Origin of the sequence: Amycolatopsis sp. Hca4 (assembly GCF_013364075.1) — a bacterium.
Classification (GTDB): Bacteria; Actinomycetota; Actinomycetes; order Mycobacteriales; family Pseudonocardiaceae; genus Amycolatopsis.
Genome location: NZ_CP054925.1, coordinates 1387947 through 1413953 on the forward strand (window position 1 = coordinate 1387947; position 26007 = coordinate 1413953).

Sequence of the window (26007 nt, forward strand, 5' to 3'; positions counted from 1 at the left end):
GTGACTGTCACCGACCCGGTGGGATCCGAGCAGGTGGGCTCCGAGCAGGCGCCGTCGAGCCTGGGGCGGGCGGCGGCCCGGACCCTGGCCACGACGACCAAATCGGTCCCGCAGATGCAGGGCATCTCCTCCCGCTGGCTGCTCAAAGTACTGCCCTGGGTCGAGGTCTCCGGCGGCGCCTACCGCGTCAACCGCCGCCTCTCCTACGCGGTCGGGGACGGCCGGGTCACCTTCACCACCACCGGCGCCCAAGTCCGCGTCATCCCCCCCGAACTCGGCGAACTCGCCCCCCTGCGCGGCTACGACGACGAGACCGTCCTCACCGAACTCGCCGACCGCTTCACCCAACGCGAATACGCCCCCGGCGACGCCCTCGTCGAATTCGGCTCCCCCGCCGAAGAAGTCTTCCTCCTCGCCCACGGCAAGATCACCAAAATCGGCACCGGCGCCTACGGCGACCACGTCGTCCTCGGCACCCTCGCCGACGGCGACCACTTCGGCGACACCACCCTCACCGACCCCGACGGCATCTGGGAATACACCGCCAAAGCCGTCACCACCTGCACCGTCCTGACCCTCCCCCGCAGCGCCTTCCAGGACATCCTCGACCGCTCCGAAACCCTGCAGGCCCACCTGGCCGACTACCGCGCCCGCGGCGCCACGGCCAGCAACGACCACGGCGAAGCCGAAATCTCCCTCGCCTCCGGCCACGACGGCGAACCCGTCCTCCCCGCCACCTTCGTCGACTACGAAGCCCGCCCCCGCGAATACGAACTGTCCGTCGCGCAGACGGTGCTGCGGGTCCACTCCCGCGTCGCTGACCTCTACAACCAGCCCATGAACCAGATCGAACAGCAACTCCGCCTCACCGTCGAAGCCCTCCGGGAACGGCAAGAACACGAACTGGTCAACAACCCCGACTTCGGGCTCCTGCACAACGCCGACTTCGCCCAGCGCATCCCCACCCGCACCGGCCCACCCACCCCCGACGACCTCGACGCCCTGCTCACCCTCGTCTGGAAAGACCCCGCCTGCTTCCTCGCCCACCCCGCCACCATCGCCGCCTTCGGCCGCGAATGCACCAAAGCCGGCATCTACCCTGCCAGCGTCGACCTCGCCGGCCACCAAGTCCCCTCCTGGCGCGGCGTCCCCCTCCTGCCCTGCAACAAAATCCCCGTCACCGACACCCGCACCAGCTCCATCCTCCTCATGCGCACCGGCGAACAAGCCCAAGGCGTCGTCGGACTGCACCAGACCGGACTGCCCGACGAATACCAGCCCGGCCTCAACGTCCGGTTCATGGGCATCAACGACCAAGCCCTCATCTCCTACCTCGTCTCCGCCTACTACTCCGCCGCCGTACTGGTGCCCGACGCGCTCGCCGTGCTGGAAGGCGCCGAACTCGGACGGGAGGGATGATGCCCGTGCCCACCACCCCGCCGCGCACCCCCGACGCACCCGGCCGCCCGCCCGCCTTGCCCGCCTCGGCCTTCGGGCCGACCGGGCTCGGCACCACCGCCGCCCGGATCGTCCCGCGCACCGGCGACGCCCGCCCACCCGAACCTGAGCGGCGGGTGACCCCGTGACCGTCACCGAGGAGTCGGTGCAGCTCTCGCTCAGCGTCCGCGCCGCGCGGACGCTGAGCACCACCACCAAAACCCCGCCGCAAATGCGCGGCATCACCACCCGCTGGCTGCTCACCCAGCTGCCCTGGATCGACGTCCCCGCCGGCTCCTACCGCGTCAACCGCCGCCTCACCTACACCCTCGGCGACGGCAAACTCTCCTTCTACACCACCGGCACCCGCGTCCACGTCATCCCCGCCGAACTCACCGAACTGGCGATATTGCGCGACTTCGGCGACGAGGCAGCGCTGGGGGCACTCGCCGAAGCCTTCGAGCAACGCGAATACGAACCCGGCGCCACCCTGTTCACCGCCGGCACGCCACTGGACACCCTGTTCCTCATCGCCCACGGCAAAATCACCCGCCACCGCGCCGGCCCCTACGGCGACGACCTCCACCTCGGCACCACCACCGACGGCGACCACTTCGGCGAAGAACTCCTCGGCCCCCACCCCGGCACCTGGACCTTCACCGCCCGCGCGGCGACCCGCGTGACGGCACTCGTGTTGCCCGCGGCCGCCTACGCCCGCCTCAACGGCCGCTCCGAACCCCTGCGCACCCACGTGGCCGAGGCGTTGGCCCGGCCCCGGAAACCGCAGAACCACAAGGGTGAAGCCGCCATCGACCTGGCCGCCGGCCACGACGGCGAACCCCTGCTGCCCGGCACCTACGTCGACTACGACCCCGCACCCCGCGAATACGACCTCGCCGTCGCCCAAACCCTCCTGCACGTCCACAACCGCGTCACCGACCTCTACAACCAGCCGATGAACCAGCTCGAACAACAACTCCGGCTCACCGTCGAAGCCCTCCGCGAACGACAAGAACACGAACTGATCAACAACACCGACTTCGGGCTCCTGCACAACGCCGACCTCAAACACCGCATCCCCACCCGCACCGGACCACCCACCCCCCTCGACCTCGACGACCTGCTCTGCCGACGCCGCAAAACCCGCTTCTTCCTCGCCCACCCCCAAGCCATCGCCGCGTTCGGCCGGGAATGCACCGCCCGCCGCATCTACCCCGACACCACCCTCGTCGACGGCAAACGCGTCACCGCCTGGCGCGGAGTACCGATCCTGCCCAGCGACAAAATCCCCATCACCCCAGCCGGCACCACCTCGATCCTGGCCATGCGCACCGGCGAAGACGACGCCGGCGTCATCGCCCTCCGACCGAAGTCACTGCCCGACGAATACCAACCCGGACTCAACGTCCGATACATGGGCATCAACGACCAAGCCATCACCTCCTACCTCGTCAGCGCCTACCACTCCGCCGCCGTCCTCGTCCCCGACGCCCTCGGCATCCTCGACGACGTCCAGATCGGCCACTGACTCCGGACCGCCGGCCGGGCAGGCGACCCGCGTGTCACCCGCCCCGCCGGCGACCCGGCTGGCAGGATCGCCGCATGGAACGTGTGCTCGGAATCGGCGGGTACTTCATCCGCGCGGCGGACCCCGCGGCGCTCGCCGCCTGGTACCGCGACTGCCTCGGCCTCGAAACCGACGAACACGGCCTCTGGCAGCAGCAACCCGGCCCGACCGTCTTCGCGCCGTTCGAGGCCGAGACGGACTACTTCGGCTCGCGGAGCCAGCAGACCATGCTGAACTTCCGGGTCCGCGACCTCGACGCAATGCTCGCCCAGCTCCGAGCCCGCGGAGCCGACGTGTCCGACGACGTCCAGGACATGGCCGGCGTCGGCCGCTTCGGCTGGGTCACCGACCCCGAGGGTCACCGCATCGAACTCTGGCAGCCCGCCTAGAGCACGAACCCGGCCGGGAACGGGTCGTCCGGGTCGAGCAGGTACGTTGCCGTCCCCGTGATCCACGCCCGGCCGGAAAACTCCGGTACCACCGCCGGGACGTCGCCCACCGTCGTCTCCGCCACGAGTGACCCCGTGAACGTCGTGCCGATGAACGACGCGTTCTCGAACGGTGTGTGCAACGGCAGCTCGCCGCGGGCGTGCAGCTGGGCCATCCTGGCGGACGTTCCGGTGCCGCACGGTGAGCGGTCGAACCAGCCCGGGTGGATCGCCATCGCGTTCTGCGACGCCTGGGCGTCGGAGCCCGGGGCCAGGAACTGGACGTGCTTGCAGCCGCCGATCAGCGGGTCCTCCGGGTGCTTCGGCGGGCGCTGCTCGTTGATCGCGCCCATGATCGCCAGGCCGGCGGTCAGGATCCGGTCCTTCTCCGCCCGGTCGAACGGGATGCCCACCGAGGACAGCTCCAGGATGGCGTAGAAGTTCCCGCCGTAGGCCAGGTCGTAGCGGACCGGGCCCAGGCCGGGCACGGAGACCTCGGCGTCGCGCTCGGCCAGGAAGGAAGCGACGTTGCGCAGCTTGACCCGGGTGGCCCGCCCGCCCGAGACCGTGACCTCGGCGTGCACCAGCCCGGCCGGGGTGTCCAGGCGCACCACCGTCGTCGGTTCGGTCACCTCGACCATGCCGGTCTCCACCAGCACCGTCGCCACGCCGATCGTGCCGTGGCCGCACATCGGCAGGCAGCCGGACACCTCGATGTACACCACTCCCCAGTCCGCGTCCTCGCGGCACGGCGGCTGCAGGATCGCGCCGCTCATCGCCGAATGACCGCGCGGCTCGTTCATCAGGAACTGCCGCAGGTGGTCCAGGTGCGCCATGAAGTAGCGGCGGCGCTCGGCCATCGTGGCGCCCGGGATCGGGGCCACGCCGCCGGTCACCACCCGGGTCGGCATGCCTTCGGTGTGCGAATCGACCGCCGTGATCGCGCGCGAAGCCCGCATCTACGCCACCCCCAGCGCCGCGAGCGCACGGCCCATGTCGGCCCGGACCTGCTCGCGGTGGACGTCCGACAGCGGCCCGCGCGGCGGGCGGCACGGCCCGCCGCGACGGCCCACCATGTCCATCCCGAGCTTGATGGCCTGGACGAACTCGGTGCGCGAGTCCCAGCGGAACGCGGCCACCAGCGGCTCGTAGAGCGCCCTGGCCTCCTCGAGCTTCCCCGCCGTGGCGAGCTCGAACAGCCGCGCCGACTCGGCCGGGAACACGTTCGGGAACCCGGCGAACCAGCCGGTCGCACCCATCAGCAGGCTTTCCAGCACGACGTCGTCGGCGCCGGAGATCACCGCCAGCCCGGGCGCGCGCTCGCGGATCTCCAGCACGCGGCGGACGTCGCCGGAGAACTCCTTGACCGCCACGACGTTGTCGATCTGCGCGATCTCGGCCAGCAGGTCCGGGGTGAGGTCGACCTTGGTGTCGAACGGGTTGTTGTAGACCATCACCGGCAGCCCCACCGAGGCCACCGCTTCGAAGTGCGCCAGCACCTCGCCGCGGTTGGCGCGGTAGAGCGTCGGCGGCAGGCAGAGCACGCCGTGCGCGCCGTCCTCGGCCGCGGCCGCGGCCCAGTACCGCGCCTGGTGCGCGCCGGGCCCGTGGACGCCGACGACGACGATCCCGTCCGTCCCGACCGCTTCGATCGCGGTGCGGGCGACGCGGCGGCGCTCGTCGTCGGTGAGCGAGGAGTACTCGCCGAGCGAGCCGTTCGGGCCGACGCCGCGGCAGCCGTTCTCGACCAGCCACCGGCAGTGTTCGGCGTAGGCGTCGTAGTCGACGGCCAGCCCGGCGGGCGCGGCGTCGTCGGCCCGGTAGGGCAGCGCGGCGGCGACGACCACACCCCCGAGGTCGCGAGTGCTCATGGGTTCTCCTTCGGCTCGGCGAGTTCGCCCAGCCGGATCGGCTGGGCGATCGGACGGTGGTGCCGCTCGGCGCCGCCGCACAGTTCGGCGACGGCGGCCCCGCACATCCGGCCCTGGCAGGGGCCGAGCCCGGCGCGGGTGCCGAGCTTGAGCGCGTGCGGGCCCGGGGTGGCCGGGTCCGCGGCGGCGCTCTTCAGGTCGCCGTAGGTGGTTTCCTCGCAACGGCAGACGACGGTGTCCTCGCGCAGCCAGCCGGGCCACGCCGCACCGATCGGGTGGGCGGCCGCCAGCCGGCGGGCGAACGCACGGGCGTGGTCGCGCCGCTCGAGCAGGGCGCGGCCCGGCGTCCGCCCGGCGGCGGCCCACCCGGCGATCGCGCCTTCGGCCGCGGCGGCGACCGCACCGCCGATGCCGGTGATCTCCCCTGCGGCGAACACCCCGGGCACGCTGGTGCGCTGGTCGAGACCGACCCGGACGAACCCGCCGTCCAGGACGCAGCCGGCCGCGACGGCCAGCTCGGGTTGCCCCGCGAAGCCGTGCCCGACGCAGAGCGCGTCGACCCGGTAGGTGCGTTCGGTGCCGGGGACGACCGACCAGTCCGCGCGGACGCGAGCGGTGACGGCTTCGCGGACCCGGTCGTCACCGCGGGCTTCGACCACCGCGCGGCCGAGGAGGTACGGCACGCGGTGGCGAGCCAGCTTGCCGGCGTAGTGGACCAGTTCGTTCAGCTTGCCGACGTGCGCGGCCGCCCGCCACGACCATCCACTGAGGACGGTCCGGACCGGGTTCGCCTCCAGCACCGCGCGCACGCCGGCGCCGATGTCCAACAGGGACGCGGCGACCGGCAGCAGGAACGGCCCCGCCCCGGCGACGAGCACGCGCTGCCCCACGGCAACCCGCTCCCCCTTGGCCAGGGCCTGGGCGGCACCCGCGGTGAAGACGCCGGGCAGCTGCCAGCCGGGGAAGGGCAGGACGCGGTCGTGCGCACCGGTGGCCAGGACCAGCGCGTCGGGCTCGAGGGTGTGACGGCGGCGGTTCGTCCCGTCGGCTGGGCCGCGCAGGACGTGGACCCGCTTGCCCTCCAGGGCCCAGACGGTGCTTTCCGGCCACCACGTGCACCGGCTGAGCAGCGCTTCGAACCGGTGCGAGGCGCCCCGGTGGTACTGCCCGCCCGGCACGTCCGCCTGGTCCAGGACGGTGACGTCGGCCCCGGCGGCGAGCGCGTGTTCGGCGGCCGCGAGCCCGGCGGGCCCGGCACCGACGATGACGACGTGCGTCACGCGCCCTCCTCCCGCGACTGGGTCCGGATCTCGTCGCCGTCGGCGGCGCGGCGGCGGCAGGCCCGGACGTCGGCGACGCCGTTGACGGTGAGCAGGCAGTCGAAGCAGGCACCGATCCCGCAGAAGACCCCGCGCGGTGCCCCGGACCGGGTGCGGCGCCAGGAGAGCCGGCCGGCGGCGAGCAGGACTCCGGCAACGGTCTGCCCGGCGAGTCCGGTGACGGTCTCGCCGTCGACGGTGATCGCGATCGGCTCGCTCACGCCGGCACCGCCGGCCGGTCCACGGTGAACTCCGCCACCGGCATCGAGGGTTCGTCGCCGGTCAGCAGCTCGCGCAGCAGCCTCGCCGTCCCCACGCTCAGCCCGATCCCCGCCCCTTCATGACCTGTTGCGTGCCAGAGGTTTCCCAGCCTCGGGTCCTCGCCGAGCACCGGCAGGTGGTCGTCGACGTAGGGCCGGAAGCCGCCGTACGCGCGCATCACCGCCGCGTCGGCCAGCGCCGGGAAGAGCCGGACCGCCTTGGCCGCGATCGCGCCCAGCACGTCCGGGCGGATCGTGTCGTCGAAGCCCACGCGGCGGCGGGACGAGCCGATCAGCACCGTGCCGCCCCGGGTCGACTCGACCACCGCCGACGTCTGCAGCTCGCCGCTGCCGGTGCCGACCGCGCCGACGTAGTCCGCGTCGTAGACCTTGTGCCGCACCACGCCCGGCATCGGCGTGGTCACCAGGACCTCGCCACGCCGGGGGCGGACCGCGATCGGGGCGCCGAGCCGGGCCGACACCAGCCCCGCCCACGGGCCCGCCGCGTTCACCACCACGTCCGCTTCGACCAGGTCGCCTGCCACCCGGACGCCGGTGATCCGCCCGGTCCCGACCCGGGCGCCGGTGACCTCGGCTTCGGTGCGCAGCCGGGCACCGTGGCGCAGCGCCGAGCCCAGCAGGGCGAGCGCGGCGCCGGCCGGCTGCACCTGGGCGTCCTCCGGGTAGCGGACGGCGGCGGTCACTTCGCGGGTGAGTGCGGGTTCGGCCGCCGCGACGGCGTCCGCGTCGAGGCGCTCGGTGCGGACGCCCGCCTCGGCTTGGGCCTCGGCGAACGCGAGGAGCGCGCCGGCGCCGGCTTCCGTGGTGGCCACGACGATGCCGCCCTTCGGGTCGAACTCCGCCGCGGCGGCCGCGCGCGGGTCGTCGACGGCGATCTCCCCGAGCACCTGTGGCCACAGCCGGGCGGACAGCCGCGCGAGCGTGAGCTCGGCGCCCGGGCCCTTGTCGGAGACCAGGAGGTTGCCTTCGCCGTGCGACGTGGTGCCACCCGCGGGCCGGCCGCGGTCGAGGACCAGGACGTCGAACCCGGCGAGAGCGAGCTCCCGTGCACAGGCGGCACCGACGATCCCAGCCCCGATCACCACCACCCGCGTTCGGTTCATCGACCCTCCAGCGTTCGGTATAGCGAACGATAGGTGCCGATGACGCCGGGTGTCAATCCGTCAGGACGGGGTGCGGACGGCCGTCGAGGCGTTCGTCCGCGCGGTACTGCAGCAGGAGCACCGAGTGCACCGGGCCGTCCGGCGCGGTGTAGCTGTGCGGCTCACGGGCGTCGAAGGCGACGTAGTCGCCGGGCCCGAGGTCGACGGTCCGCCCGGCGACCTCGACCCGCAGCCGCCCGGTCTGCACGACGGTGTGCTCGACGCCGACGTGGCCCTGCGAGCGCTGCGGCGCGTCCCCGCGGACGACCTGGTCGTAGACCTCGAAGACGCTGTTGTCGGCCTCGATCCGCCGCAGCGGCCGCAGGTCGACGCCCTCGCCGCGGAGCACCTCGACCTCGGCGGCCCGCACGACGGTCAGTCCCCCGCGCGGCCGGTGGTCGAGCAGGTCGGAGATGGCCACTTCGAGGACGCGGGACAGGCTGAAGACGGTCTCGATGGTCGGGTTCCCGGTGCCGCCCTCCAGCTGCGACAGCGTCGCCTTCCCGATGCCGGACCGCCGGGACAGCTCCGACAGCGACAGCCCGCGCGCCGCCCGGGCGGCGCGGAGGTTGACGGCGAGCATGTCGCGAATCGACGGGCCGCCGTCATCGTTCGGTAAAGCGTCCACCAGCGGCGCCCTTCGTTCGGTTTGCCGATCGAACCAGGCGCCATGATGTCACGAATGGCCCATCCCCGGCCTCCCCCGCCGGGAATGGGCCACCGCAGCAGGACCGGCTACCTCGCGTACGTCAGGCAGTTGGCCGCGTGGCCGCCGTCGCCGGGGCCGACGCGGATGCTCTCCGCCGCGCACTCCAGCGACGAGTTGTGCCGGCAGTCCGTCCGGGAACACGCGCCGACCTGGGCCACGACGCGGTCCAGGCCACCTTTCGTGTTCAGCGGGACGAACGTTCCGCAGTCCGCCGACCCGTTGCCGCCGCCGACCGTGATGGCGAAGGCGTGGCAGCCGTCGTGGTTGTAGGAACAGCCGCTGACCGTGCACTCGTGCACGGCGGGCATCTCGGTGGTGGTCATCCGCTCTCCTGGTTCCGTGGTGGGAAAACAGTCGGTTTCCCGACGCTCCCACCCGGAACCGGACCCCGCAACGCCAGGCGGCCACGCCCGGGTGACCGGACCCGCCCGGCCGGGTGACAAACGCCCCCGACCGGGCGGAACCCCCTCAGTGCGTGAGCGTGTTCGGGTCGCTCGTGCTCGGCCGTCCCGTCTCGACGTGGCCCGCCAGGCGGCGCAGGAACCGCGGGTCGCGGTCCGAAACGATCGTGACGTCGTACCAGCTGCCGCTGCGCCGCGTGTCCACCACCTCGACCACCCGCGCACCCGGCCGCAGCAGCCGCGACGTCGACCGGCGGCCGTACGCGTCGGTCAGCGTGAGCCGCACCGGGGTCGGGCCGCTGTTGGTCAGGACCAGGGCGAGGTTCCCGCTCCGCCCCTCCGGGCGCGCGCTCACCTCGGGCCCGGCCAGGCCGCCGCGGAACTGCCGGACGAACCCGTTCGGCCCCTGCACGGTGTAGTCGTAACCGCCGGTGGCGGGCAGCGTGGCGGCGAGCGAAGTCCCGGCGCCCGCGGTGTAGGTCCGCGGGTCGGCCCCGGGCGAGGTGACGTGGAACGTCGCGCCCGCCCGGCCCTGGTTCACGAACGTCACCTCCAGCGCGGAGCCGGCGTGCGCGTCGACCGCCAGGTCGTAGGGCAGCGCCCGCGCCGGCCGCAGCCCCGGTTCCTGCTTGGGCAGCACGGCCTTGGCCGGCACGGCGGGCACGTAGTCCGGGTGCCGCACGCGGTCCGGCGGCTCGTAGCCCGCGGTGTCCGGCAGGGCGGGCACCCGCGCGTCGGTCCGGGCGAAGTCGAACGCCGAGGTCAGGTCACCGCAGACCGAGCGGCGCCAGGGCGTGATGTTCGGCTCGTGCACGCCGAAGCGCCGTTCGATGAACCGGATGATCGACGTGTGGTCGAACGTCTCCGAGCAGACGTAACCACCCTTGCTCCACGGCGACACCACGATCATCGGGACGCGCTGGCCGAGCCCGTACGGGCCGGCCGGGTGCGACGCCGACCCCGCGAAGATCTCCCCCGCGGTGTCCACAGTGGATTGACCGGCGGTCGCGTAGGGCGGGAGGACGTGGTCGAAGAAGCCGTCGTTCTCGTCGTAGGTGATCAGCAGCGCGGTCTTGCTCCACACGTCCGGGTTCGCGGTGAGCGCGTCGAGCACCTGCGCGATGTACCAGGCACCGTAGTTCACCGGCCAGTTCGGGTGCTCGCAGAACGCCTCCGGCGCGGTGATCCAGGAGACCTGCGGCAGCTTCCCGGCCTTGACGTCGGCGCGCAGCCGGTCGAAGTAGCCCTCGCCCGCCTTGGCGTTCGTGCCGGTGCGGGCCTTCTCGTACAGGGCGTCGCCGGGCTTGGCGTTGCGGTAGGAGTCGAAGTACAGCAGCGAGTTGTCGCCGTAGTTGCCGCGGTAGGCGTCTTCGATCCAGCCCCAGCCGCCGTCGGCGTCGAGCCCGTCGCCGACGTCCTGGTAGATCTTCCAGGACACCCCGGCCCGCTCGAGCCGCTCGGGGTAGGTCGTCCAGGAGTAGCCCTTCTCGTCGTTGCCGAGGACCGGGCCGCCGCCCTGGCCGTCGTTGCCCGTGTACCCGGTCCACATGTAGTAGCGGTTCGGGTCGGTCGAGCCCATGAACGAGCAGTGGTAGGCGTCGCAGATGGTGAACGAGTCGGCGAGGGCGTAGTGGAAGGGGATGTCCTCGCGGGTCAGGTACGCCATGGTGGTCGAGCCCTTGGCGGGCACCCACTTGTCGTACTTGCCGCCGTTCCACGCCGCGTGCGTGTCGTTCCAGCCGTGCGGCAGGTCCTGGATGAACTGCAGGCCCAGGTTGTCCGCTTCGGGGCGGAAGGGCAGGATGTCGCGCTTGCCGTCGGACTGCGCCCAGACGGACTTGCCGCCGGCCAGGGTCGCCGGCCGCGGGTCGCCGAAGCCGCGGACCCCGCGCAGCGTGCCGAAGTAGTGGTCGAACGACCGGTTCTCCTGCATCAGCACCACGATGTGCTCGACGTCCCGCACCGTCCCGGTCCGGTGGTACGCGGGGATCTCCGCCGCGCGGGCGATGCTGGTGGACAGCGCGGAAAGGGCGGCGGTACCGCCGGCGAGCTGCAGAAAACGTCGTCGGTTGACGTCCGTCATGGGGACTCCGGGGGTGTCGTGGTGGCGAGCCGGGTCAGTATGGGCGGCGAAGAGCGAACCTGTCCCGGGAGCGAGGCTAACGGCGGGCGAAAGCCTGGTTAACGCCTGCGAGCGGACAAGCCGTTGACAGAGATACGGAAGCACGTACTAATGTATGGCTTCACTATGAATGACGTACCCAATCTGGCCCGCGACCCGGACGACCGGCTCTACTCCCCCGACGTCCGCAGCGCACTGGCCGATTTCACCCTCGGTGAAGACACCGGCCTGCTCGAGGCCGCCGCCGCCGTCCGCACGGCCGCGCGGAGTCTCGAGGGGCTGCGCTCGCAGGGCACCGGCAACCGCGGCCTCAGCCCCGGCGCCCTCGACACCCTGATCCGGCTCGCCGCCGGCAGCGCGAACATCAAGGACCTCGCCGCGTCCGCCGGGGTGAGCTCGCGGAACGTGACCGGCCTCGTCGACACCCTGGAACGCGCCGGGCTCGCCGAGCGCGTCCCCGACGCCCGCGACCGGCGGTCGGTGCAGGTCCGGATCACCGAGGACGGCCGCACGTGGCTGACGGAGTTCCGCCGGCCGTCCCAGCTGGCCATGGCCGCGCTCTTCCGCGGCTTCACCGCCGCGGAGACGGCCCAGCTGCGGCACCTGTGCCTGCGGCTGGCCGAAAACCAGTACCACCTCACCCGCCACCTGGAGGACCGATGACCACGCAGACCCGGGAAACCGTGCAGGCCTACCACCGCGCCCGCTTCGACGGCGACGTGACCGCCGCGGCCGCGCAGCTGGCGGACACGTTCACCTTCCGCAGCCCGCTGCTCGAATCCGCCGACGCCCGCGGCCACCTCGACGGGCTGGCCGGGTTCGTCGGGATCGTCACCGGTGTGGAGCTGGTCAGCGAGCTCTACGGCGACACCGAGGCCACGCTCGTCTACGACGTCCACACCGCGACGCCGGTCGGCGTGCAGCACACCGCCGAGCACTTCCGGCTGCGCGACGGGAAGATCGAAGCCATCACCCTGATCTTCGACGCGACGCGCTGGCACCCGCTGATGGCGGCCGTGCAGCGGTGACCCGCCCGGGCGCCCGGGGGTTGTGGAGACCACGGGCTGAGCTCGAACACCGGGCGGGCACCGCCGGGACCGGTGTACCCGGGGCCGGGCCCGGCAAACCCGGGCCCGGAGGTCCGGCTGCGGGAACCGGCCGGGCCGGGCAGAATCCCGGCATGGCCGGATGGGCGTTGCGATCTGCGGGGATGCGCTGAGTGGGCCGCTGGGAGTATCTGGCCGTCCTCGGCGCGTGCGTGCTGGTGACGCTGCCGATCGAACTGGCGGGCGCGCGGGTGTACCGCAGGCCGGGCCGGCTCGCCCGCGCGGTACTGCCGGTGGCGGCGCTGTTCCTCGTCTGGGATGCCTTCGCCATCGCGGGCGGTGTCTGGCACTTCGACGCGGCGTTCGTCAGCGGCTTGCGTGCGCCGTTCGGGATTCCGCTGGAGGAGGTCCTCTTCTTCGTCGTCATCCCGGTGTGCGGTGTCCTGACCTACGAAGGAGTCGGCCTGACCGGGCGGCTGCTGCGGCGGTGGCGCCGCGGAAAGGAATGAGGCCCGCCTCCGCTCAGCGGAGGTCCGAGGGGGGTCGACCTGCGAGCGGAGACGGGAGTTTTGGGCCGGTACGGGGGCCGCCTCGCGGCGGAAGGCTCAACACGGCTCCAGCGTGACCGGTATTCCGTGAAGGCAAGGGGTGAGGCCCGGGGGCACCGCCGTACCGACACTCTGTACAACGTCCTGCCGCCGCTGGTGTTCCGGGCCGGGAGGGTGACGTGCGTCGCTCAGTGGACGGCCGCGGGCTCGCGTGTCCGGACCGCCCAGCGGGTCAACGCCGGCACGGGCGCGACGGCCGCGAGGAACACGACCGCGACCAGCAGCCACCCCGGGCCGCCGAGCCCGCCGACCGCGAGGGTGAACACGCCGGGCCCGACCATCTGCACGGTGGCCGTGGCCGCCTCGGTCGCCCCTTGGTAAGCCCCCTTGGCCTCTTCGCGCATCAGCCGCACCGACAGTCCCCAGTTGGCGGCCACGTACCCCAGTTCCCCGACGACGTGCAGCAGCGCGGCCAGCACCACCACACCGGTCGCGACCACGCCCGCGCCGCCGGACGTCGTGGCGAGCAGCACGCAGCTGCCCGCGAGCACCACTCCGGACACCACGGCCGTCCGCGCGGCCTGGCCTGCCGTGCGCGCGAACCGGGAGAACGGCACCTGGAACACCGCGATGCCCACCGAGCTGATCACCACCACGACGCCACCGAGGCCCAGCGGCAGGTGCGTCCGGCCGGACAGCCACAGCGGCAGGCCGGCCGACAACATGGCCCAGCACAGCGAAAGCACGGCCGTGGCCGCGGTGACGCAGAGGAACGGCCGGTCCTTGAGCACCACACGGGTCGTCGCCCGCGGAGCCGGTGCGGGTGCGGGCACCAGCAGGGTCGCGCCGGCCAGCACCAGGAAGCTCACGGCGTTGCCGGCGATGGCCAGCGTGTAGGCCCACCGGGCGTCGGCGGTGAGCACCAGTGCGCCCAGCCCGGCACCGACGGCGTACCCGACGTGCTGGGCCACCCGCTGCTGCGCCAGCGCGCGGACGCGCTCGGCGGGTTCGGTCACCAGCCCGGTGATCAGCGCCGTCCGGACCGCGGTGCTCCCGGTCGCCAGTGCGGTGAAGGGCACCGTCACGGCCAGGAACGACCAGGTGCCGTCGACGGCGAGGTAGCCGGCCATCGCGGCGGCCCGCACCAGGGTGAGGGTGACCAGTACCGGCCGCGCACCCGCCCGGTCGGCGAACGCGCCCAGCGGTACCGCGGCGGCCATGCCTGCCGCGCTCGCCACGGCCAGCCCGACGCCCACCGTGACCGGCGGCAGCCCGGCGATCCGGGTGAGGTAGAGCGCCCAGATCGTGAACCAGAGGCCGTCGCCGAGGGCGGACACCCCGCGGCCCCACAGCAGACTTCGCATGCATCCACCCTTCACGATGACGTGAAGGGTATTTCCCGGCCGAGGCTTGCGCAAACATCATTCATGTTCTCGTGAAGCGTGTTAGGCTCGCGCGCGACGGAAGGAACGGGATGGGCGGACTGGTCGACGCGGGCAACGCCGTCCAAGGCGCGATCGTCGAGCTGACGCGCGAACTGGCCGATCCGGTGCGGCTCACGGCCCTGCAGGTGCTGGCCGCCGAGGGCCCGCACACGATGGTGCAGCTGGCCGACGCGCTCGGCGTCACCGCACCCCGGCTGGGCAACCACCTGGCCCGGCTCCGGACGGCCGGGCTGGTGACGGTCGAACACACCGGACGGCACGCCGTGTACCGCGTCGGCCGCGAAGACCTCCTCGGTGTGCTCACGGCCCTCGCCCACTACGCCGGCAAGGACGGCATCACCCCGCCGGACCGCGCCGAGTCGGCCGCGGACCTCGCGCACACGTGCTACGACCACGCGGCCGGGCGGCTCGGCGTGGCGGTGTTCGCCCTGCTCGTCTCGCGCGGGGCGCTCCGGCCACCGGACGGGTCCGCCTCCGAGGTCGCCCTGGGCGACGACCTCTCGGCGTTCCGGGACCTCGGCGTCTCACCGGCGGAGGTGACACCGGGACGGCGCCGGCCGGCCACCGCGTGCCTGGACCGCACCCACCGCGTCCCCCACCTCGGCGGCGTCCTCGGCCACGAGGTGCTGACGGCGTTCCTCGCCGACGGGCTGGTCCGCCGGGGCCAGGAAGACCGCGAGCTGCTGATCACCGCCCGCGGCCGCCGCCGGTTCGGCACCCTGCTTCCCGGGTTCTGACGTCAGCGGCGCCCGGAACGCGTCGCGGCGAGGTACTCGCGGTTGAGCGTCGCGATGCTCGCGAACGGGATCCCCTTCGGGCACGACGCCACGCACTCCCCCGTGTTCGTGCAGCCGCCGAAGCCTTCGGCGTCCATCGCGTCGACCATGTCGAGCACCCGGCTCGCGCGTTCGGGGCCGCCCTGCGGGAGCAGGCTCAGGTGGGTCACCTTCGCCGCGGTGAACAACGTCGCCGAGCCGTTCGGGCACGCCGCCACGCAGGCGCCGCAGCCGATGCAGGTCGCGTTGTCGAACGCCAGGTCCGCGTCCGGCTTGGGCACCGGGGTCGCGTGGGCGTCCGGGGCGCTGCCGGTCGGCGCGCTGACGTACCCGCCGGCCTGGACGATCCGGTCGAGGGCCGAGCGGTCGACGACCAGGTCCTTGACGACCGGGAACCCCTTGGCCCGCCACGGTTCCACGTCGATGACGGCGCCGTCGGCGAAGGAGCGCATGTGCAGCTGGCACGACGTCGTGCGCTCAGGGCCGTGCGCCCGGCCGTCGATCACCACGCCGCACGAGCCGCAGATGCCCTCGCGGCAGTCGTGGTCGAACGCCACCGGCTCGTCGCCGGCCTCGATGAGCCGCTGGTTGAGCACATCCAGCATTTCCAGGAAGGACATGTCCGGGCTGATGCCGTCGACCGGGTAGGCGACGAGGCGGCCTTCGGCGGCCGGCCCGGCCTGCCGCCAGACGCGGACGGTGAGTTTCACGTGTAGCTCCGCTGGGTCGGGTGGACGTGGTCGAAGACGAGTTCTTCGCGGTGCAGCACCGGCTCGGGGCCGTACTCCCACGCGGCGACGTGGGCGAAGTGCTCGTCGTCGCGCAGTGCTTCGCCTTCGGGGGTCTGGTGTTCTTCGCGGAAGTGGCCGCCGCAGGATTCCTCCCGGGCGAGCGCGTCGACGAGCATGAGCTCGGCCAGTTCCAGGAAGTCCGCGACGCGGTTCGCCTTCTCCAGCTCCTGGTTGAGCTCGGCGGCACCGCCCGGGATGCGGACGTCCCGCCAGAACTCGGCCCGCAGCCCGGGCACCCGGTCGAGGGCCTTGCGCAGGCCCTCGCGGGTCCGGGACATCCCGCAGTGGTCCCACATCAGCAGGCCCAGTTCGCGGTGGAACGAGTCGACCGACCGTGTCCCCCGGATCGCCAGCAGCCGGGAAATCCGCTCGCGCACCGCGGTTTCCACCTCGCGGACCGCGGCCGCGGGGACGTCGTCGAGCCGCGTGCTGCCGAGGTAGTCGTTCACCGTCGCGGGCAGCACGAAGTAGCCGTCGGCCAGGCCCTGCATGAGCGCCGACGCGCCGAGCCGGTTGGCGCCGTGGTCGGAGAAGTTGGCTTCGCCGATGACGAACAACCCGGGGATCGTGCTCTGCAGGTCGTAGTCCACCCACAGCCCGCCCATCGTGTAGTGGATGGCCGGGTAGATCCGCATCGGCACCGCGTACGGGTCTTCCGCGGTGATGCGCTGGTACATGTCGAAGAGGTTGCCGTAGCGGGCTTCGATCGCCGGACGGCCGAGGCGCGCGATCGCGTCGGCGAAGTCGAGGTAGACGCCGAGGCCGCCCGGCCCGACGCCGAGCCCGGCGTCGCAGACGTTCTTCGCCGCCCGTGACGCGATGTCCCGCGGCACGAGGTTGCCGAAGCTGGGGTAGAGCCGCTCGAGGTAGTAGTCGCGCTCGTCCTCGGGGATCTCGCCTGGTGATCTGGGGTCGCCTTTCCGCTTCGGCACCCAGATGCGGCCGTCGTTGCGCAGCGACTCGCTCATCAGCGTCAGCTTCGACTGGTGCTCGCCCGACCGCGGGATGCACGTCGGGTGGATCTGGGTGAAGCACGGGTTCGCGAAGTAGGCCCCGCGCTTGTGCGCCCGCCAGATCGCGGTGGCGTTCGAGCCCTTCGCGTTCGTCGAGAGGAAGAAGACGTTGCCGTAGCCGCCGGTGGCGAGCACGACGGCGTCCGCGAGGTGCGTGGTGATCTCGCCGGTGACCAGGTCGCGCGCGACGATGCCGCGCGCCCGGCCGCCGGCCACGACGAGGTCCAGCATCTCGGTGCGCGCGTGCAGCTCCACGTTCCCGGCGTCGATCTGCCGGGACAGCGCCTGGTAGGCCCCGATCAGCAGCTGCTGGCCGGTCTGGCCGCGAGCGTAGAACGTGCGCTGCACCTGCACGCCGCCGAAGGACCGGGTGTCCAGCAGCCCGCCGTACTCGCGGGCGAACGGCACGCCCTGGGCCACGGCCTGGTCGATGATCTGCGCCGACACCTGGGCCAGCCGGTACACGTTGGACTCGCGGGCCCGGAAGTCGCCGCCCTTGACCGTGTCGTGGAAGAGCCGGTACACCGAATCGCCGTCGTTGCGGTAGTTCTTCGCGGCGTTGATGCCGCCCTGGGCCGCGACGGAGTGCGCGCGCCGCGGCGAGTCCTGGAAGCAGAACTGCACGACGTGGTAGCCCTGCTCGGCCAGCGTCGCCCCGGCCGAGCCGCCGGCCAGCCCGGTGCCCACGACGATCACCCGGTGCCGCCGCCGGTTCGCCGGGTTCACCAGCTTGGCGGCGAACTTCCTTTCGTCCCAACGGTTTTCGAGCGGCCCGCCCGGAGCCTTGGTGTCGGCGATCGGATCGCCCACGCGGTAATCGGGCATCAGTGCACCAGTCCCGTCATGATCGCGACCGGGACGAGGGCGTAGCCGCCCGCGACCACGACCGCCGTCGTGCTGCCGAAGATCCTGATCGCCCGCTCGCGCCGCGGGCGGGTGACGCCGAGCGTGCGCGCGGCGCTCGCGAAGCCGTGGTGGATGTGCAGGCCCAGCATGGCCAAGGCGACCAGGTAGATCAGGTTGACCCACCAGACCCGGAAATCCGCCACGAGGTTGTGGTACGGGTCGCCGGGGACGAAGTCCCGGTTCACCGCGCCGACGGTGAAGTCGAGGATGTGCCAGACGACGAACACCGCGAGCGTCGCGCCGCCCCAGCGCATGGTCCGCACCGCGAAGGTCGCGCGCGACGGCTGCCGGTGGACGTAAGCGACCGGCCGGGCGCGGCGGTCGCGCCGGGCCAGCTGCACGGCCGCGGTGACGTGCAGGACCAGCGCGGCGAGCAGGACCGCGCGCTGGAGCCAGAGGAACCACTCGCGGCGCAGCACCGGTTCGCCGATCGTGCGCAGCCAGCCCGCGTAGTGGTTGAGCTCGGCGGCGCCGAGGAACGTCTTGAGGTTGCCGACCATGTGCGCGAACACGAAGGCGAGCAGGAGCAGGCCGGTCACCGCCATGACGGCCTTCTTGCCGATCGTCGAGGCCCAGAAGCGCCGGACGGCGGAGCGCCGGTGCGGGGCGAGGGTGTTCACCACGCCATCGACGTTAAGAGCGCGTCCACCAGAGGTCAAAGACATGATGGCTCTCTTTTTGATAGGATGATCCTATGCAGTTCCAGCAGCTGGCCTACTTCGTCGCCGTCGCCGAGCACCGGCACTTCACCCGCGCCGCCGAGCAGGTGCGGGTGGCGCAGCCGTCGCTGTCGCAGCAGATCCGCGCGCTCGAACACGATCTGGGCGCGCCGCTGTTCCACCGGATCCGCGGCAACGTCTCCCTCACCGAGGCCGGGGAAACGCTGCTGCCGATCGCGCGGCGGATCCTCGCCGACACCGAAACCGCCCGGCTGGCCGTCCGGGAACTGGCCGAGCTCGACCGCGGGCGCGTCCGGCTGGGTGCGCCGCCGAGCCTGTGCACCGGCCTGCTGCCCGCGATGCTCGCGGCGTTCCGCCGCCGGTACCCGGGCATCCAGCTGGAGCTGCACGAAAGCGGGTCGGGCGACCTCCGGCAGCGGCTGGCCGAGGGCGCGCTGGACCTGGCGCTCCTGGCGGGCGCCCGGACCACCGCCGACGCGGGCCTGAGCGCGACCCCGCTGCTGCTCGAGGAACTGGTGGTGATCTCCGCTCCGGACGCGCCCGTCGCCGGCGAACGGCTCGGCATCGAGCAGCTCGCCGACGTCCCGCTGGTGATGTTCCGCCGCGGCTACGACGTCCGGGAGGCCACGGTCGACGCCTGCCGCGCCGCCGGGTTCGAGCCGTCGTTCGCCATCGAGGGCGGCGAGATGGACGCGGTGCTGGCCCTGGTCCGGGCGGGCGTCGGCGCGGCGGTGGTGCCGAGCACGGTGGCGGGCGACCGGTTCCGGATGACCCGCTTCACGCCCGACGCGGGGATGACCCGCGTGGTGCAGCTGGCCCACCGGGCGGACCTGGAACCGACCCGCGCGGTCCGCGCGCTGCGCGCCGCGATCGCCGGGTTCGTGGCCGACCCGGCCCGGCGGGCGAGCCTGCCGCCGGGCATCGAGTCCCTGGTGGACTCCGGCGCCGTCAGCTGAGGCCGAACCGCTCGGCGAACGCGGCCAGCTCTTCGCGCCGGCGCCCGGCTTCGGCCGTGCCGGGCGTCACGACCACCCGCGTCACGCCCTGCCGGGCCAGCTCGTCGACGTCCTCCGTGGACAGGTCGAGCGAGCCCCACCGCGTGTACTGGAAGCTTTCCGGGTCGCGCGCGGTGGCCCGGGCGAGCTCGAACTGGCGGCGGCGCTCGTCCACGGTGAGGGCGCCGCCGGGGAAGAAGCCGTCGCCGCGCCGTCCCGCCCGGCGGGCCGCGGCCGTGCTCGACCCGCCGACGTGGATCGGGAGGGTGCGGACCCCGACCGGCTTCGGGAAGCTGCAGACGCCTTCGAAGGTGAAGAACTCGCCGTCGTGGCTGACGCCCTCTTCGCCGCCCGCCCAGAGCAGCCGCAGGACGTCGATGGCCTCGTCGGCCCGGCGTCCGCGGGTGGCGAAGTCGACCCCCGCCGCCCGCGCTTCGCCGGGCAGCGCACCGACGCCGACGGTGAGCAGCCGCATGCGCCCGCCGGAGAGCACGTCCACGGTGGCCAGGCGCTTGGCCAGCACCACCGGGTGGTGGTACGGCAGCAGCAGGACCCCGGTGCCGAGCAGGATGCGGCTGGTGACGGCGGCGACGAAGGTGAGGCACTCCACGGGGTCCGCGTAGGGCAGTGACGGCGGCAGCGCCATCGGCCCGATCCGCGCGCCCGGGTACAGCGCCACGTGCTCCGGCAGGTACAAGGACTCGAACCCACACTCCTCGGCGTCCCGGGCGAACCCCGCGAGCGTCTCCGGGTCGGTGCCGAAAAAGGGTGTGCTGTAACTGATCCCGAACTTCACCCGGGTGAAGCTAAAGGTTGACGCGGACGTCAACGCAACCCTCCCGGAGCGGGCGGGGTAGCGCAGGCGCTACCCCGGATCGGGTGGCCCGCACTCCTGATCTTCGCGCCCGGTCCCGGCATCGTGAACGGGGTCGATCCGGACGAAAAGGAGCAGGATGATGCGGAAACTGGTGGCGGCCTTGACCGTGGCGGGGCTGCTGGGCGGGACGGCGACGGTGGCCGAAGCGAAGCCGTCGGGGAAGGCCGCCCTCCAGGAGCAGCTCGACGCGCTGGTCGGGCAATTCCCGGCCGCGCTGGCCTCGGTGAGCCGCGGCGGGCGGACGGAATCGCTGGTCGCGGGCTCCGCACGGCTCGGCAGCCGGGTGCCGGTGCCGGTCGACGGGCGCGTCCGGGCGGGCAGCAACACGAAGACGTTCACCGCGGTCGTCGTGCTGCAGCTGGTGGCCGAGGGCAAGGTGGCGCTGGACGCGCCGATCGAGCGGTACCTGCCCGGGCTGGTGCCCGGCGGGTCCGCGATCACCGTCCGGCAGCTGCTGCAGCACACCAGCGGGCTGCCGAACTACACCGAGTACCTCGGGCTGGAGGACGTCGCGAAGCTGCGGCACCGCTACTTCGAGCCGCACGAGCTGCTCGCGGTGGCGTTCGCCCACCCGGCGAAGTTCGCGCCCGGGACGAAGTGGGAGTACAGCAACACGAACTACGTGCTGGCGGGCCTGCTGGTCCAGCGGGTGACCGGCCGTCCGGTGGCGGAGGAGATCACCTCGCGCGTGATCCGGAAAGCGGGCCTGCGGAACACGTACTGGCCCGCAGCCGGCGACGAAGGCATCCGGGGCCCGCACCCGCAGGGGTACGCGCGGTCGGGCGGCGAGGTGGTCGACGTGACCGAGCTGGACCCGTCGTGGGGCTGGGCCGCGGGCCAGCTGATCTCGACCCCGGGCGACCTGGCGCGGTTCTCCCGCGCACTGCTGGACGGCCGGCTGCTGCCCGCGGCGCAGCTGGCGGAGATGCGCAAGACGGTCGACGCGCCACTGGCCCCGGGCTGGCGCTACGGCCTGGGCCTGTTCCGCGTCCCCCTCAGCTGCGGCGGCGAATTCTGGGGCCACGGCGGCGATATCCACGGGTTCGAGACCCGCGGCGGCGCCACCGACGACGGCCGTGCGGTCGGCCTGGCGGTGACGGCGCTGCCGGGCACGTTCGGCGACGGCGACCAGGGGGCCCAGGCGGTGCTGTCCGCGGTGGACGCGGCCTTCTGCCGCTGAGGCCGCTCAGGCGCCGTCGACCGACCCCGGCGGCAGGAAGTCGACGTCGTGCAGGGCCGACAGCCGGACCACCTCGGCCGGGTCGGCCAGGTCGTGCAGCCGGTCGAACAGCTGCGCGAGCCGTCCGGTGGGGCTCACCCAGAACAGCGCGCGGGTGAGGCTTTCGCTGCGGTTGTAGTAGGCGTGCGGCAGGCCTTTCGGCATCCGCACGGTGTCCCCGGGGCCGGCGGTCGTCCATTCGCCGTCGAGGTAGAGGGTGAAGACGCCGTCCAGGACGTAGATGTGCTCGTCCTGGGTGGGGTGCACGTGCGGCGGCACGCCGGTCCCGGGCGGGTCGAGCGTTTCGAAGGCGAAGCTCGTCTCGCTGGCGGCCTTCAGGGCGTAGGTGTGGCCGAGGACGTTCCACACCTTGCCTTCGCCGGCCGGGGTGATGCCCTTCGGCAGCGGGCCGAGCACGATCTCTTCGCCGGTCATCGCGTCTCCTTCGTCACGGGCATTCTGTCAGCTCGGCCGCCGGAGCACCTCCGCGGCGAACCCGGCGGCCGCGGCCAGGCCGACGAGCTCGTCACCACGCTCGGCGGGCACCAGGACGAGCGGGTAGCAGTCGGACTCGATGTCGAGGACGACGAGCGCGGTTCCGTTGTCGTGCAACCGGTTCCCGGCGTGCTCGAGGAAGTCGTAAGTGGACAGTTCGCTGGTGGCGAGGGAGGTCCAGGGGTCGTCACCGGCCGGAGCGGACCGCAGGGCCCGCAGCCCGCCGACGATTTCGCCCGGGTCCTCCTTCCCGTCGAATTCGGCGAGTAAGCCGTGATCGGTGAGGACGTCCACGAGCGCGATCCAGGGCAGGAGGGGGAAGGGTTCGTCGATCCCACGCTCGTCGAGCCGCGCGGCGTGCGCCCGAAGGAAGGCGTCCTGGTCGTCGAAGGCGGCTGCGGCGTGCTCGGCGACCTGCGGCACGCCGGGCGCCAGCAGGGTGGCCACGGCCACGAGTGCGGCACGGGCGGGTGCGGTCATCCGGGCAATCTAGCGAACCTGCTCCGCCAGCGTGGCACGCAGATCCACCGGGCGGCGGATCCAGATGTCCACCGCCGTCCCGACCGGCGACGTGAGCGTCAAGCACCCCTGGTCCCCCGGTCCCCACAGCGGAACCACCTCCGCGGACCAGGACCGGTCGAACGTCACCTCGCCGACACCGCGGTCGCGATCGCCCCGCCGAGGCGCCCAGCGCAATTCCCCGGACGACAACGTCAACCGGCCCAGCAGCTCGCCGACCTCGTCGGCACGGCGGGCGTGCCGTCCCGGCGCCTTCGCCCCCAGCAGCAGCGCCGCCTGCACCGGCAGCTGCGCCGGCCACGACGGCGGCTCCCCCGCCGCCCGGCGTCGGTGCTCCGCGCGCGATTCCCGCCCCATGATCACCGCGGCGAGCGCGTACAGCAGCGCGGGCACGCCGAGCACCGTGAGCACGGCCGGGAGCCAGCCCGCCTCGAGGCCCAGCACCGCCGTCGACGCCACCAGGTAGCCGGCGCCCAGCAGGGCCCGGGTTCGCCGACGGCGTTCGCGGTCCCGGCCGTGTCCTGTCATCCGCCCGTCCGATCGGTTCGCGGCACCAGACCGCCGTACCGAGAATACGAACGACGATTCTTCAGTGCGTGCGGGCTCGCAGGTGGGCGCGTTCGCCGTGCCGGCCGAACAGGATCAGCAGCTCGACCGGCTTCCCGTCGGCGCTGCCGAGCCAGTGCGGGACCGTGGTGTCGAACTCCGCCGCCTCGCCGGCGGGCAGGACCAGGTCGTGCTCGCCGAGGACCAGCCGGAGCCGGCCGTGGAGCACGTAGAGCCACTCGTGACCCTCGTGGACCCGGTGGTCCCGGACCGGCGGCCGGTCGGCGCTCGGGATGATCATCTTGTAGGCCTGCATGCCGCCGGGCCGGGACAGCGGCACGAACGTCATGCCGTGGCGGTGGATCGGGGTCAGGTGGATGCGCGGGTCGCCGGTGGGCGGGGCGCCGACGAGGTCGTCGAGCGGGACGTCGTAGGCACGGGCCAGCGGCAGCAGCAGTTCCAGACTGGCCCGCCGCTGCCCGCTTTCCAGCCGCGACAGCGTGCTCTCCGAGACGCCGGTGGCGGCCGCGACGTCCGCCAGCGTCATCCCGCGGTGCCGGCGCAGCGCCCGCAGCCGGGGGCCGACCGCGTGCAGCACGTCCTGGAAGTCGTCGCTCACCCCGGCCATCTTGCCGGAACCGCAAGAAAGCGTGCCGGAACCGCCAGGGCGGGGTCAGGGTGGGCCCATGACCCCATCGACCGCCGAAGCGTCCCGGTTCTGGGACGGCCACCACGCGGCCCACGTGCCGGACGGCGAGCCGCGCGCCGACGTCCGGCTCGTCGAGGTCGCCGGCGCACCGGCGGCCGGGCGAGCCCTCGATCTCAGCTCGGGCGGCGACGCGCGGCTGGCCCGGCGAGGTTGGCAGGTGACCGTGGTCGTCATACCTGCACACGTCGTTCCCGCTGCCCCGCGACCGGGTGCCGAGACAGGCCGCGGAAGCGCTCTCCCGCGGCGGGCGGCTGCGGTCGTCGAGCACGGTTCCGTCGCGCCGTGGTCGTGGCAGCAAGCGCCCCGCTCGATCCGGGGTGGACCGTCGAACGTGCCGCCGCCCTTACCCGGCAGGCCACCGGTCCCGGCGGACAGACCGCCGAAGTCGTCGACCACCTGCTGCTGATCCGCCGCACCCGGTGAAAGGACCGGCCATGCCCCGAACCCGGCGACGCGACACCCCGCCCCCACGCACCGGACCGGCCGAAAAGGATGTGCTGCACGGCTTCCTCACCCATCTGCGGGCCGCCGTGGCCGCCAAGGCCGAGGGCGTGCCGGAACCGCAGGTCCGCACGCCCGGCGTCCCGTCGGGCACGTCGTTGCTGGGCCTGGTCCGGCACCTGGCGCACGTCGAGCGGTTCACGTTCCTCGGCGAGCCGGTCGCCGACTGGCCCGGCACGTTCCGGCCGCGGGCGGAGGAGACGGTCGCGTCGGTGCTGGCCGGCTACCGCAGCGCGTGCGAGGAGGCCGACGCGGTCATCGACGCCTGCACCGATCTGTCGCAGCCGGTCGCCAGGCCCGGCCGGAGCGCGCCGTCGATGCGCTGGGCGCTGGTGCACCTGATCGAGGAGACCGGGCGCCACGCCGGGCACGCGGACATCCTGCGCGAGCTGATCGACGGCAGCACCGGCCGCTGACCAGGCGAATCCTGCGTGTTTCACCGTCCGGCCGCCGGGCGCGCTCGCGAATCCACTGTGGAACGGCGACCGGAAGGTGAATTCCGGGGCGCGGCCCGGACCGGGAAGCGGACGGCCGTGTCCGTTCGCTCTGCGAGTCACCCGGGAGAGTGCTATTTGATCCGTTATGAGCGAATCACTGAACTACCCGCAATCCGCCGCCGAGCCGGGCCAGCCGGCCGCTCCGGCGCGGCCCAGCACGGTCGAGGGTGCCTTCTGGGCGTTCATCGTCGCCCCGGTGGTCGGGCTCATCGGAGCCGTGCTGATCTTCGCCAACCGGGACGCGATCACCACCACCATGCGCGACGCGAACAGACAACGCGGCGGCAACCTCACCGACGCGCAGATCGACCAGGCGGTGAACGTCACGATGATCACCGCGGTGGTGATCGCGGTGATCATCGCGGCGTTGTACCTGCTGTTCGCGTTCAAGCTGCGCGCCGGCCGCAACTGGGCGCGCATCGTGCTGACCGTGCTCACCGCCCTGCAGCTGCTTTCGGTGCTGTTCGGCCAGAGCACGATCGGCGGCTACATCGCGGTGCTGGCGGCGGTGGTCGGCGTGGTGCTGTCGTTCACGAGCCCGTCGAACGCCTACTTCGCGGCGGCCAAGGCCCCGCGCTGAGCGACCCCGCGGCGGCCGGCCCCCGGCCGCCGCGGTCGGTCTCACCCTCCGCTGTGGACGGTCAGCTGTTCCACATCCGCGCGGTCAACCGGAGGAACTCGCGCCCGTCGCCGGCGCTCGACGCGGCCCCGAGGTCGGGGTAGACGTCCAGCACCCGGTCCGCCCCGGTCAGCCGCAGTGCGCGGCTCACCAGCGGGTTGCCGCCGGTGACGATGCGGAGGCGGACGTTGCGGTCCGCGGCGTTGTCGGTCACCGCGCTCAGCACGCGGACCCCCGCCGCGCCGAGGAAGTTCACCCTCGACAGGTCCAGCACGATCGCCTTCGGTTCCGGGCTGCCGGCCAGTGCCGCGGCCACCGCGCCCACCACCACGAGCACCGTTCCCGCGTCGAGCTCGCCGGACAACGCCAGGAGCACCGGCTCACCGTGCGAGCAGGACACCCGCAACCGACCCGCCGGGGACCCGAAGGACGCCACCCGAAAACACCCCATTCACGAAAAGAGTCCGGCACGAACAGGCACTGCGGCTCCTGCACGACCCGCTCGCGCGCCAGCGTAATGACCGCCTTCCACTGATCACAAGCCGTGA

31 protein-coding genes are annotated in these 26007 nt (G+C 72.8%); 13 read left to right on the forward strand and 18 right to left on the reverse strand.

Translation table 11 applies throughout. From position 1 onward, the window contains the following. From HUT10_RS05960 to HUT10_RS05975, 4 genes are all read left to right on the forward strand, one after another. The gene (locus HUT10_RS05960; RefSeq protein ID WP_176170239.1) at positions 1-1419 is read left to right on the forward strand and encodes a family 2B encapsulin nanocompartment shell protein; all 1419 of its coding nucleotides are present in this window, start codon (positions 1-3) and stop codon (positions 1417-1419) included. A gap of 5 nt (positions 1420-1424) precedes the next feature. Then, on the forward strand, positions 1425-1586 hold the full coding sequence (locus HUT10_RS05965) for a hypothetical protein (RefSeq protein WP_176169271.1): 162 nt from the start codon (positions 1425-1427) through the stop codon (positions 1584-1586). Then, positions 1583-2965, forward strand: a complete 1383-nt coding sequence (locus HUT10_RS05970) for a family 2B encapsulin nanocompartment shell protein (protein WP_176170240.1) — start codon at positions 1583-1585, stop codon at positions 2963-2965. Before HUT10_RS05965 ends, HUT10_RS05970 begins: the two co-directional genes overlap by 4 nt. A gap of 74 nt (positions 2966-3039) precedes the next feature. Beyond that, entirely contained in the window at positions 3040-3393 is a 354-nt protein-coding gene (locus tag HUT10_RS05975) for a VOC family protein (RefSeq protein ID WP_176170241.1), read from the forward strand. Here HUT10_RS05975 and HUT10_RS05980 read toward each other — a convergent pair. The 8 genes from HUT10_RS05980 to HUT10_RS06015 form a co-directional block, all read right to left on the reverse strand. Next, positions 3390-4391: a proline racemase family protein gene (locus tag HUT10_RS05980; protein WP_176170242.1), complete on the reverse strand. Its 1002-nt coding sequence runs from the start codon at positions 4389-4391 to the stop codon at positions 3390-3392. The two genes, HUT10_RS05975 and HUT10_RS05980, sit on opposite strands and share 4 nt — an antisense overlap. Next, complete coding sequence (locus tag HUT10_RS05985) at positions 4392-5303, reverse strand: dihydrodipicolinate synthase family protein (protein ID WP_176170243.1); 912 nt, start codon at positions 5301-5303, stop codon at positions 4392-4394. Next, positions 5300-6583: an NAD(P)/FAD-dependent oxidoreductase gene (locus HUT10_RS05990; RefSeq protein WP_176170244.1), complete on the reverse strand. Its 1284-nt coding sequence runs from the start codon at positions 6581-6583 to the stop codon at positions 5300-5302. The genes HUT10_RS05985 and HUT10_RS05990 overlap by 4 nt, the downstream gene beginning before the upstream one ends. Beyond that, on the reverse strand, positions 6580-6843 hold the full coding sequence (locus HUT10_RS05995) for a (2Fe-2S)-binding protein (RefSeq protein WP_176170245.1): 264 nt from the start codon (positions 6841-6843) through the stop codon (positions 6580-6582). The genes HUT10_RS05990 and HUT10_RS05995 overlap by 4 nt, the downstream gene beginning before the upstream one ends. Then, positions 6840-8006: an FAD-binding oxidoreductase gene (locus HUT10_RS06000; protein ID WP_176170246.1), complete on the reverse strand. Its 1167-nt coding sequence runs from the start codon at positions 8004-8006 to the stop codon at positions 6840-6842. The genes HUT10_RS05995 and HUT10_RS06000 overlap by 4 nt, the downstream gene beginning before the upstream one ends. 52 nt (positions 8007-8058) lie before the next feature. Then, positions 8059-8628, reverse strand: a complete 570-nt coding sequence (locus tag HUT10_RS06005; protein WP_176170247.1) for a helix-turn-helix domain-containing protein — start codon at positions 8626-8628, stop codon at positions 8059-8061. Positions 8629-8780: 152 nt separating this feature from the next. Continuing rightward, the gene (locus HUT10_RS06010) at positions 8781-9077 is read right to left on the reverse strand and encodes a DUF1540 domain-containing protein (RefSeq protein ID WP_176170248.1); all 297 of its coding nucleotides are present in this window, start codon (positions 9075-9077) and stop codon (positions 8781-8783) included. 145 nt (positions 9078-9222) lie between these two features. Next, positions 9223-11238, reverse strand: a complete 2016-nt coding sequence (locus tag HUT10_RS06015; protein ID WP_176170249.1) for a phosphocholine-specific phospholipase C — start codon at positions 11236-11238, stop codon at positions 9223-9225. Positions 11239-11403: 165 nt separating this feature from the next. Here HUT10_RS06015 and HUT10_RS06020 point away from each other — a divergent pair, with 165 nt between their 5' ends. The 3 genes from HUT10_RS06020 to HUT10_RS06030 all read left to right on the forward strand — a co-directional run bounded on the left by HUT10_RS06020 (position 11404) and on the right by HUT10_RS06030 (position 12832). Beyond that, positions 11404-11940 carry a MarR family winged helix-turn-helix transcriptional regulator gene (locus tag HUT10_RS06020; protein WP_176170250.1) on the forward strand — a complete coding sequence of 179 codons (537 nt, stop codon included), beginning with the start codon at positions 11404-11406 and terminating at the stop codon, positions 11938-11940. Then, complete coding sequence (locus tag HUT10_RS06025; protein WP_176170251.1) at positions 11937-12305, forward strand: hypothetical protein; 369 nt, start codon at positions 11937-11939, stop codon at positions 12303-12305. The genes HUT10_RS06020 and HUT10_RS06025 overlap by 4 nt, the downstream gene beginning before the upstream one ends. A gap of 191 nt (positions 12306-12496) precedes the next feature. Next, complete coding sequence (locus HUT10_RS06030) at positions 12497-12832, forward strand: lycopene cyclase domain-containing protein (RefSeq protein WP_176170252.1); 336 nt, start codon at positions 12497-12499, stop codon at positions 12830-12832. 227 nt (positions 12833-13059) lie between these two features. On the opposite strand, the gene HUT10_RS06035 is transcribed toward HUT10_RS06030, so the two are convergent. Beyond that, entirely contained in the window at positions 13060-14235 is a 1176-nt protein-coding gene (locus tag HUT10_RS06035; RefSeq protein ID WP_176170253.1) for an MFS transporter, read from the reverse strand. 110 nt (positions 14236-14345) lie between these two features. Between HUT10_RS06035 and HUT10_RS06040 the strand changes: the two genes are divergently transcribed. Beyond that, the gene (locus HUT10_RS06040) at positions 14346-15053 is read left to right on the forward strand and encodes a helix-turn-helix transcriptional regulator (RefSeq protein WP_176170254.1); all 708 of its coding nucleotides are present in this window, start codon (positions 14346-14348) and stop codon (positions 15051-15053) included. A gap of 2 nt (positions 15054-15055) precedes the next feature. Here the strand turns inward: HUT10_RS06040 and HUT10_RS06045 are convergent, their stop codons facing one another. Genes HUT10_RS06045 through HUT10_RS06055 form a run of 3 tightly spaced genes read right to left on the reverse strand, consistent with a single transcriptional unit; the run spans position 15056 to position 18425 of the window. Then, on the reverse strand, positions 15056-15802 hold the full coding sequence (locus tag HUT10_RS06045; protein WP_176170255.1) for a succinate dehydrogenase/fumarate reductase iron-sulfur subunit: 747 nt from the start codon (positions 15800-15802) through the stop codon (positions 15056-15058). Continuing rightward, positions 15799-17721 (reverse strand): fumarate reductase/succinate dehydrogenase flavoprotein subunit, encoded by a 1923-nt coding sequence (locus tag HUT10_RS06050; RefSeq protein WP_176170256.1) that lies wholly within the window; start codon positions 17719-17721, stop codon positions 15799-15801. Before HUT10_RS06050 ends, HUT10_RS06045 begins: the two co-directional genes overlap by 4 nt. Next, on the reverse strand, positions 17721-18425 hold the full coding sequence (locus HUT10_RS06055; protein ID WP_176170257.1) for a succinate dehydrogenase cytochrome b subunit: 705 nt from the start codon (positions 18423-18425) through the stop codon (positions 17721-17723). Before HUT10_RS06055 ends, HUT10_RS06050 begins: the two co-directional genes overlap by 1 nt. 71 nt (positions 18426-18496) lie before the next feature. Here HUT10_RS06055 and HUT10_RS06060 point away from each other — a divergent pair, with 71 nt between their 5' ends. Further along, complete coding sequence (locus tag HUT10_RS06060) at positions 18497-19438, forward strand: LysR family transcriptional regulator (RefSeq protein WP_176170258.1); 942 nt, start codon at positions 18497-18499, stop codon at positions 19436-19438. Here the strand turns inward: HUT10_RS06060 and HUT10_RS06065 are convergent. Next, complete coding sequence (locus tag HUT10_RS06065; RefSeq protein WP_176170259.1) at positions 19431-20273, reverse strand: TIGR03619 family F420-dependent LLM class oxidoreductase; 843 nt, start codon at positions 20271-20273, stop codon at positions 19431-19433. The genes HUT10_RS06060 and HUT10_RS06065 overlap by 8 nt on opposite strands. A gap of 160 nt (positions 20274-20433) precedes the next feature. On the opposite strand from HUT10_RS06065, the gene HUT10_RS06070 reads away from it, so the two are divergent. Next, a complete protein-coding gene (locus HUT10_RS06070; RefSeq protein ID WP_176170260.1) occupies positions 20434-21534 on the forward strand; it encodes a serine hydrolase in 1101 nt (366 codons plus the stop codon). A gap of 6 nt (positions 21535-21540) precedes the next feature. On the opposite strand, the gene HUT10_RS06075 is transcribed toward HUT10_RS06070, so the two are convergent. The 4 genes from HUT10_RS06075 to HUT10_RS06090 form a co-directional block, all read right to left on the reverse strand. After that, complete coding sequence (locus tag HUT10_RS06075) at positions 21541-22008, reverse strand: cupin domain-containing protein (RefSeq protein WP_176170261.1); 468 nt, start codon at positions 22006-22008, stop codon at positions 21541-21543. A gap of 27 nt (positions 22009-22035) precedes the next feature. Next, positions 22036-22548: a hypothetical protein gene (locus tag HUT10_RS06080; RefSeq protein ID WP_176170262.1), complete on the reverse strand. Its 513-nt coding sequence runs from the start codon at positions 22546-22548 to the stop codon at positions 22036-22038. 9 nt (positions 22549-22557) lie between these two features. After that, on the reverse strand, positions 22558-23115 hold the full coding sequence (locus HUT10_RS06085; protein ID WP_176170263.1) for a hypothetical protein: 558 nt from the start codon (positions 23113-23115) through the stop codon (positions 22558-22560). A 61-nt stretch (positions 23116-23176) separates the two neighbouring features. After that, the gene (locus HUT10_RS06090) at positions 23177-23752 is read right to left on the reverse strand and encodes a helix-turn-helix domain-containing protein (protein ID WP_176170264.1); all 576 of its coding nucleotides are present in this window, start codon (positions 23750-23752) and stop codon (positions 23177-23179) included. Between the two features lie 67 nt (positions 23753-23819). Between HUT10_RS06090 and HUT10_RS06095 the strand changes: the two genes are divergently transcribed. The 3 genes from HUT10_RS06095 (at position 23820) to HUT10_RS06105 (ending at position 25420) form a co-directional block, all read left to right on the forward strand. Continuing rightward, positions 23820-24248 (forward strand): hypothetical protein, encoded by a 429-nt coding sequence (locus tag HUT10_RS06095; RefSeq protein ID WP_368660746.1) that lies wholly within the window; start codon positions 23820-23822, stop codon positions 24246-24248. A 28-nt stretch (positions 24249-24276) separates the two neighbouring features. After that, the gene (locus HUT10_RS06100; protein WP_176170265.1) at positions 24277-24759 is read left to right on the forward strand and encodes a DinB family protein; all 483 of its coding nucleotides are present in this window, start codon (positions 24277-24279) and stop codon (positions 24757-24759) included. Between the two features lie 166 nt (positions 24760-24925). Continuing rightward, positions 24926-25420 (forward strand): hypothetical protein, encoded by a 495-nt coding sequence (locus HUT10_RS06105; RefSeq protein ID WP_176170266.1) that lies wholly within the window; start codon positions 24926-24928, stop codon positions 25418-25420. A 61-nt stretch (positions 25421-25481) separates the two neighbouring features. On the opposite strand, the gene HUT10_RS06110 is transcribed toward HUT10_RS06105, so the two are convergent. Further along, on the reverse strand, positions 25482-25895 hold the full coding sequence (locus HUT10_RS06110) for an STAS domain-containing protein (RefSeq protein ID WP_254896711.1): 414 nt from the start codon (positions 25893-25895) through the stop codon (positions 25482-25484). Positions 25896-26007: the final 112 nt, after the last annotated feature.

Coding starts and splice junctions, on each gene's coding strand:
- HUT10_RS05975 (WP_176170241.1), top strand. CDS start 3,040: ATGGAACGTGTGCTCGGAATCGGCGGGTACTTCATCCGCGCGGCGGAC.
- HUT10_RS05980 (WP_176170242.1), bottom strand. CDS start 4,391: ATGCGGGCTTCGCGCGCGATCACGGCGGTCGATTCGCACACCGAAGGC.
- HUT10_RS05985 (WP_176170243.1), bottom strand. CDS start 5,303: ATGAGCACTCGCGACCTCGGGGGTGTGGTCGTCGCCGCCGCGCTGCCC.
- HUT10_RS06000 (WP_176170246.1), bottom strand. CDS start 8,006: ATGAACCGAACGCGGGTGGTGGTGATCGGGGCTGGGATCGTCGGTGCC.
- HUT10_RS06005 (WP_176170247.1), bottom strand. CDS start 8,628: ATGCTCGCCGTCAACCTCCGCGCCGCCCGGGCGGCGCGCGGGCTGTCG.
- HUT10_RS06010 (WP_176170248.1), bottom strand. CDS start 9,077: ATGACCACCACCGAGATGCCCGCCGTGCACGAGTGCACGGTCAGCGGC.
- HUT10_RS06015 (WP_176170249.1), bottom strand. CDS start 11,238: ATGACGGACGTCAACCGACGACGTTTTCTGCAGCTCGCCGGCGGTACC.
- HUT10_RS06020 (WP_176170250.1), top strand. CDS start 11,404: ATGAATGACGTACCCAATCTGGCCCGCGACCCGGACGACCGGCTCTAC.
- HUT10_RS06025 (WP_176170251.1), top strand. CDS start 11,937: ATGACCACGCAGACCCGGGAAACCGTGCAGGCCTACCACCGCGCCCGC.
- HUT10_RS06035 (WP_176170253.1), bottom strand. CDS start 14,235: ATGCGAAGTCTGCTGTGGGGCCGCGGGGTGTCCGCCCTCGGCGACGGC.
- HUT10_RS06040 (WP_176170254.1), top strand. CDS start 14,346: ATGGGCGGACTGGTCGACGCGGGCAACGCCGTCCAAGGCGCGATCGTC.
- HUT10_RS06050 (WP_176170256.1), bottom strand. CDS start 17,721: ATGCCCGATTACCGCGTGGGCGATCCGATCGCCGACACCAAGGCTCCG.
- HUT10_RS06060 (WP_176170258.1), top strand. CDS start 18,497: ATGCAGTTCCAGCAGCTGGCCTACTTCGTCGCCGTCGCCGAGCACCGG.
- HUT10_RS06070 (WP_176170260.1), top strand. CDS start 20,434: ATGCGGAAACTGGTGGCGGCCTTGACCGTGGCGGGGCTGCTGGGCGGG.
- HUT10_RS06075 (WP_176170261.1), bottom strand. CDS start 22,008: ATGACCGGCGAAGAGATCGTGCTCGGCCCGCTGCCGAAGGGCATCACC.
- HUT10_RS06080 (WP_176170262.1), bottom strand. CDS start 22,548: ATGACCGCACCCGCCCGTGCCGCACTCGTGGCCGTGGCCACCCTGCTG.
- HUT10_RS06085 (WP_176170263.1), bottom strand. CDS start 23,115: ATGACAGGACACGGCCGGGACCGCGAACGCCGTCGGCGAACCCGGGCC.
- HUT10_RS06095 (WP_368660746.1), top strand. CDS start 23,820: ATGACCCCATCGACCGCCGAAGCGTCCCGGTTCTGGGACGGCCACCAC.
- HUT10_RS06100 (WP_176170265.1), top strand. CDS start 24,277: ATGCCCCGAACCCGGCGACGCGACACCCCGCCCCCACGCACCGGACCG.
- HUT10_RS06105 (WP_176170266.1), top strand. CDS start 24,926: ATGAGCGAATCACTGAACTACCCGCAATCCGCCGCCGAGCCGGGCCAG.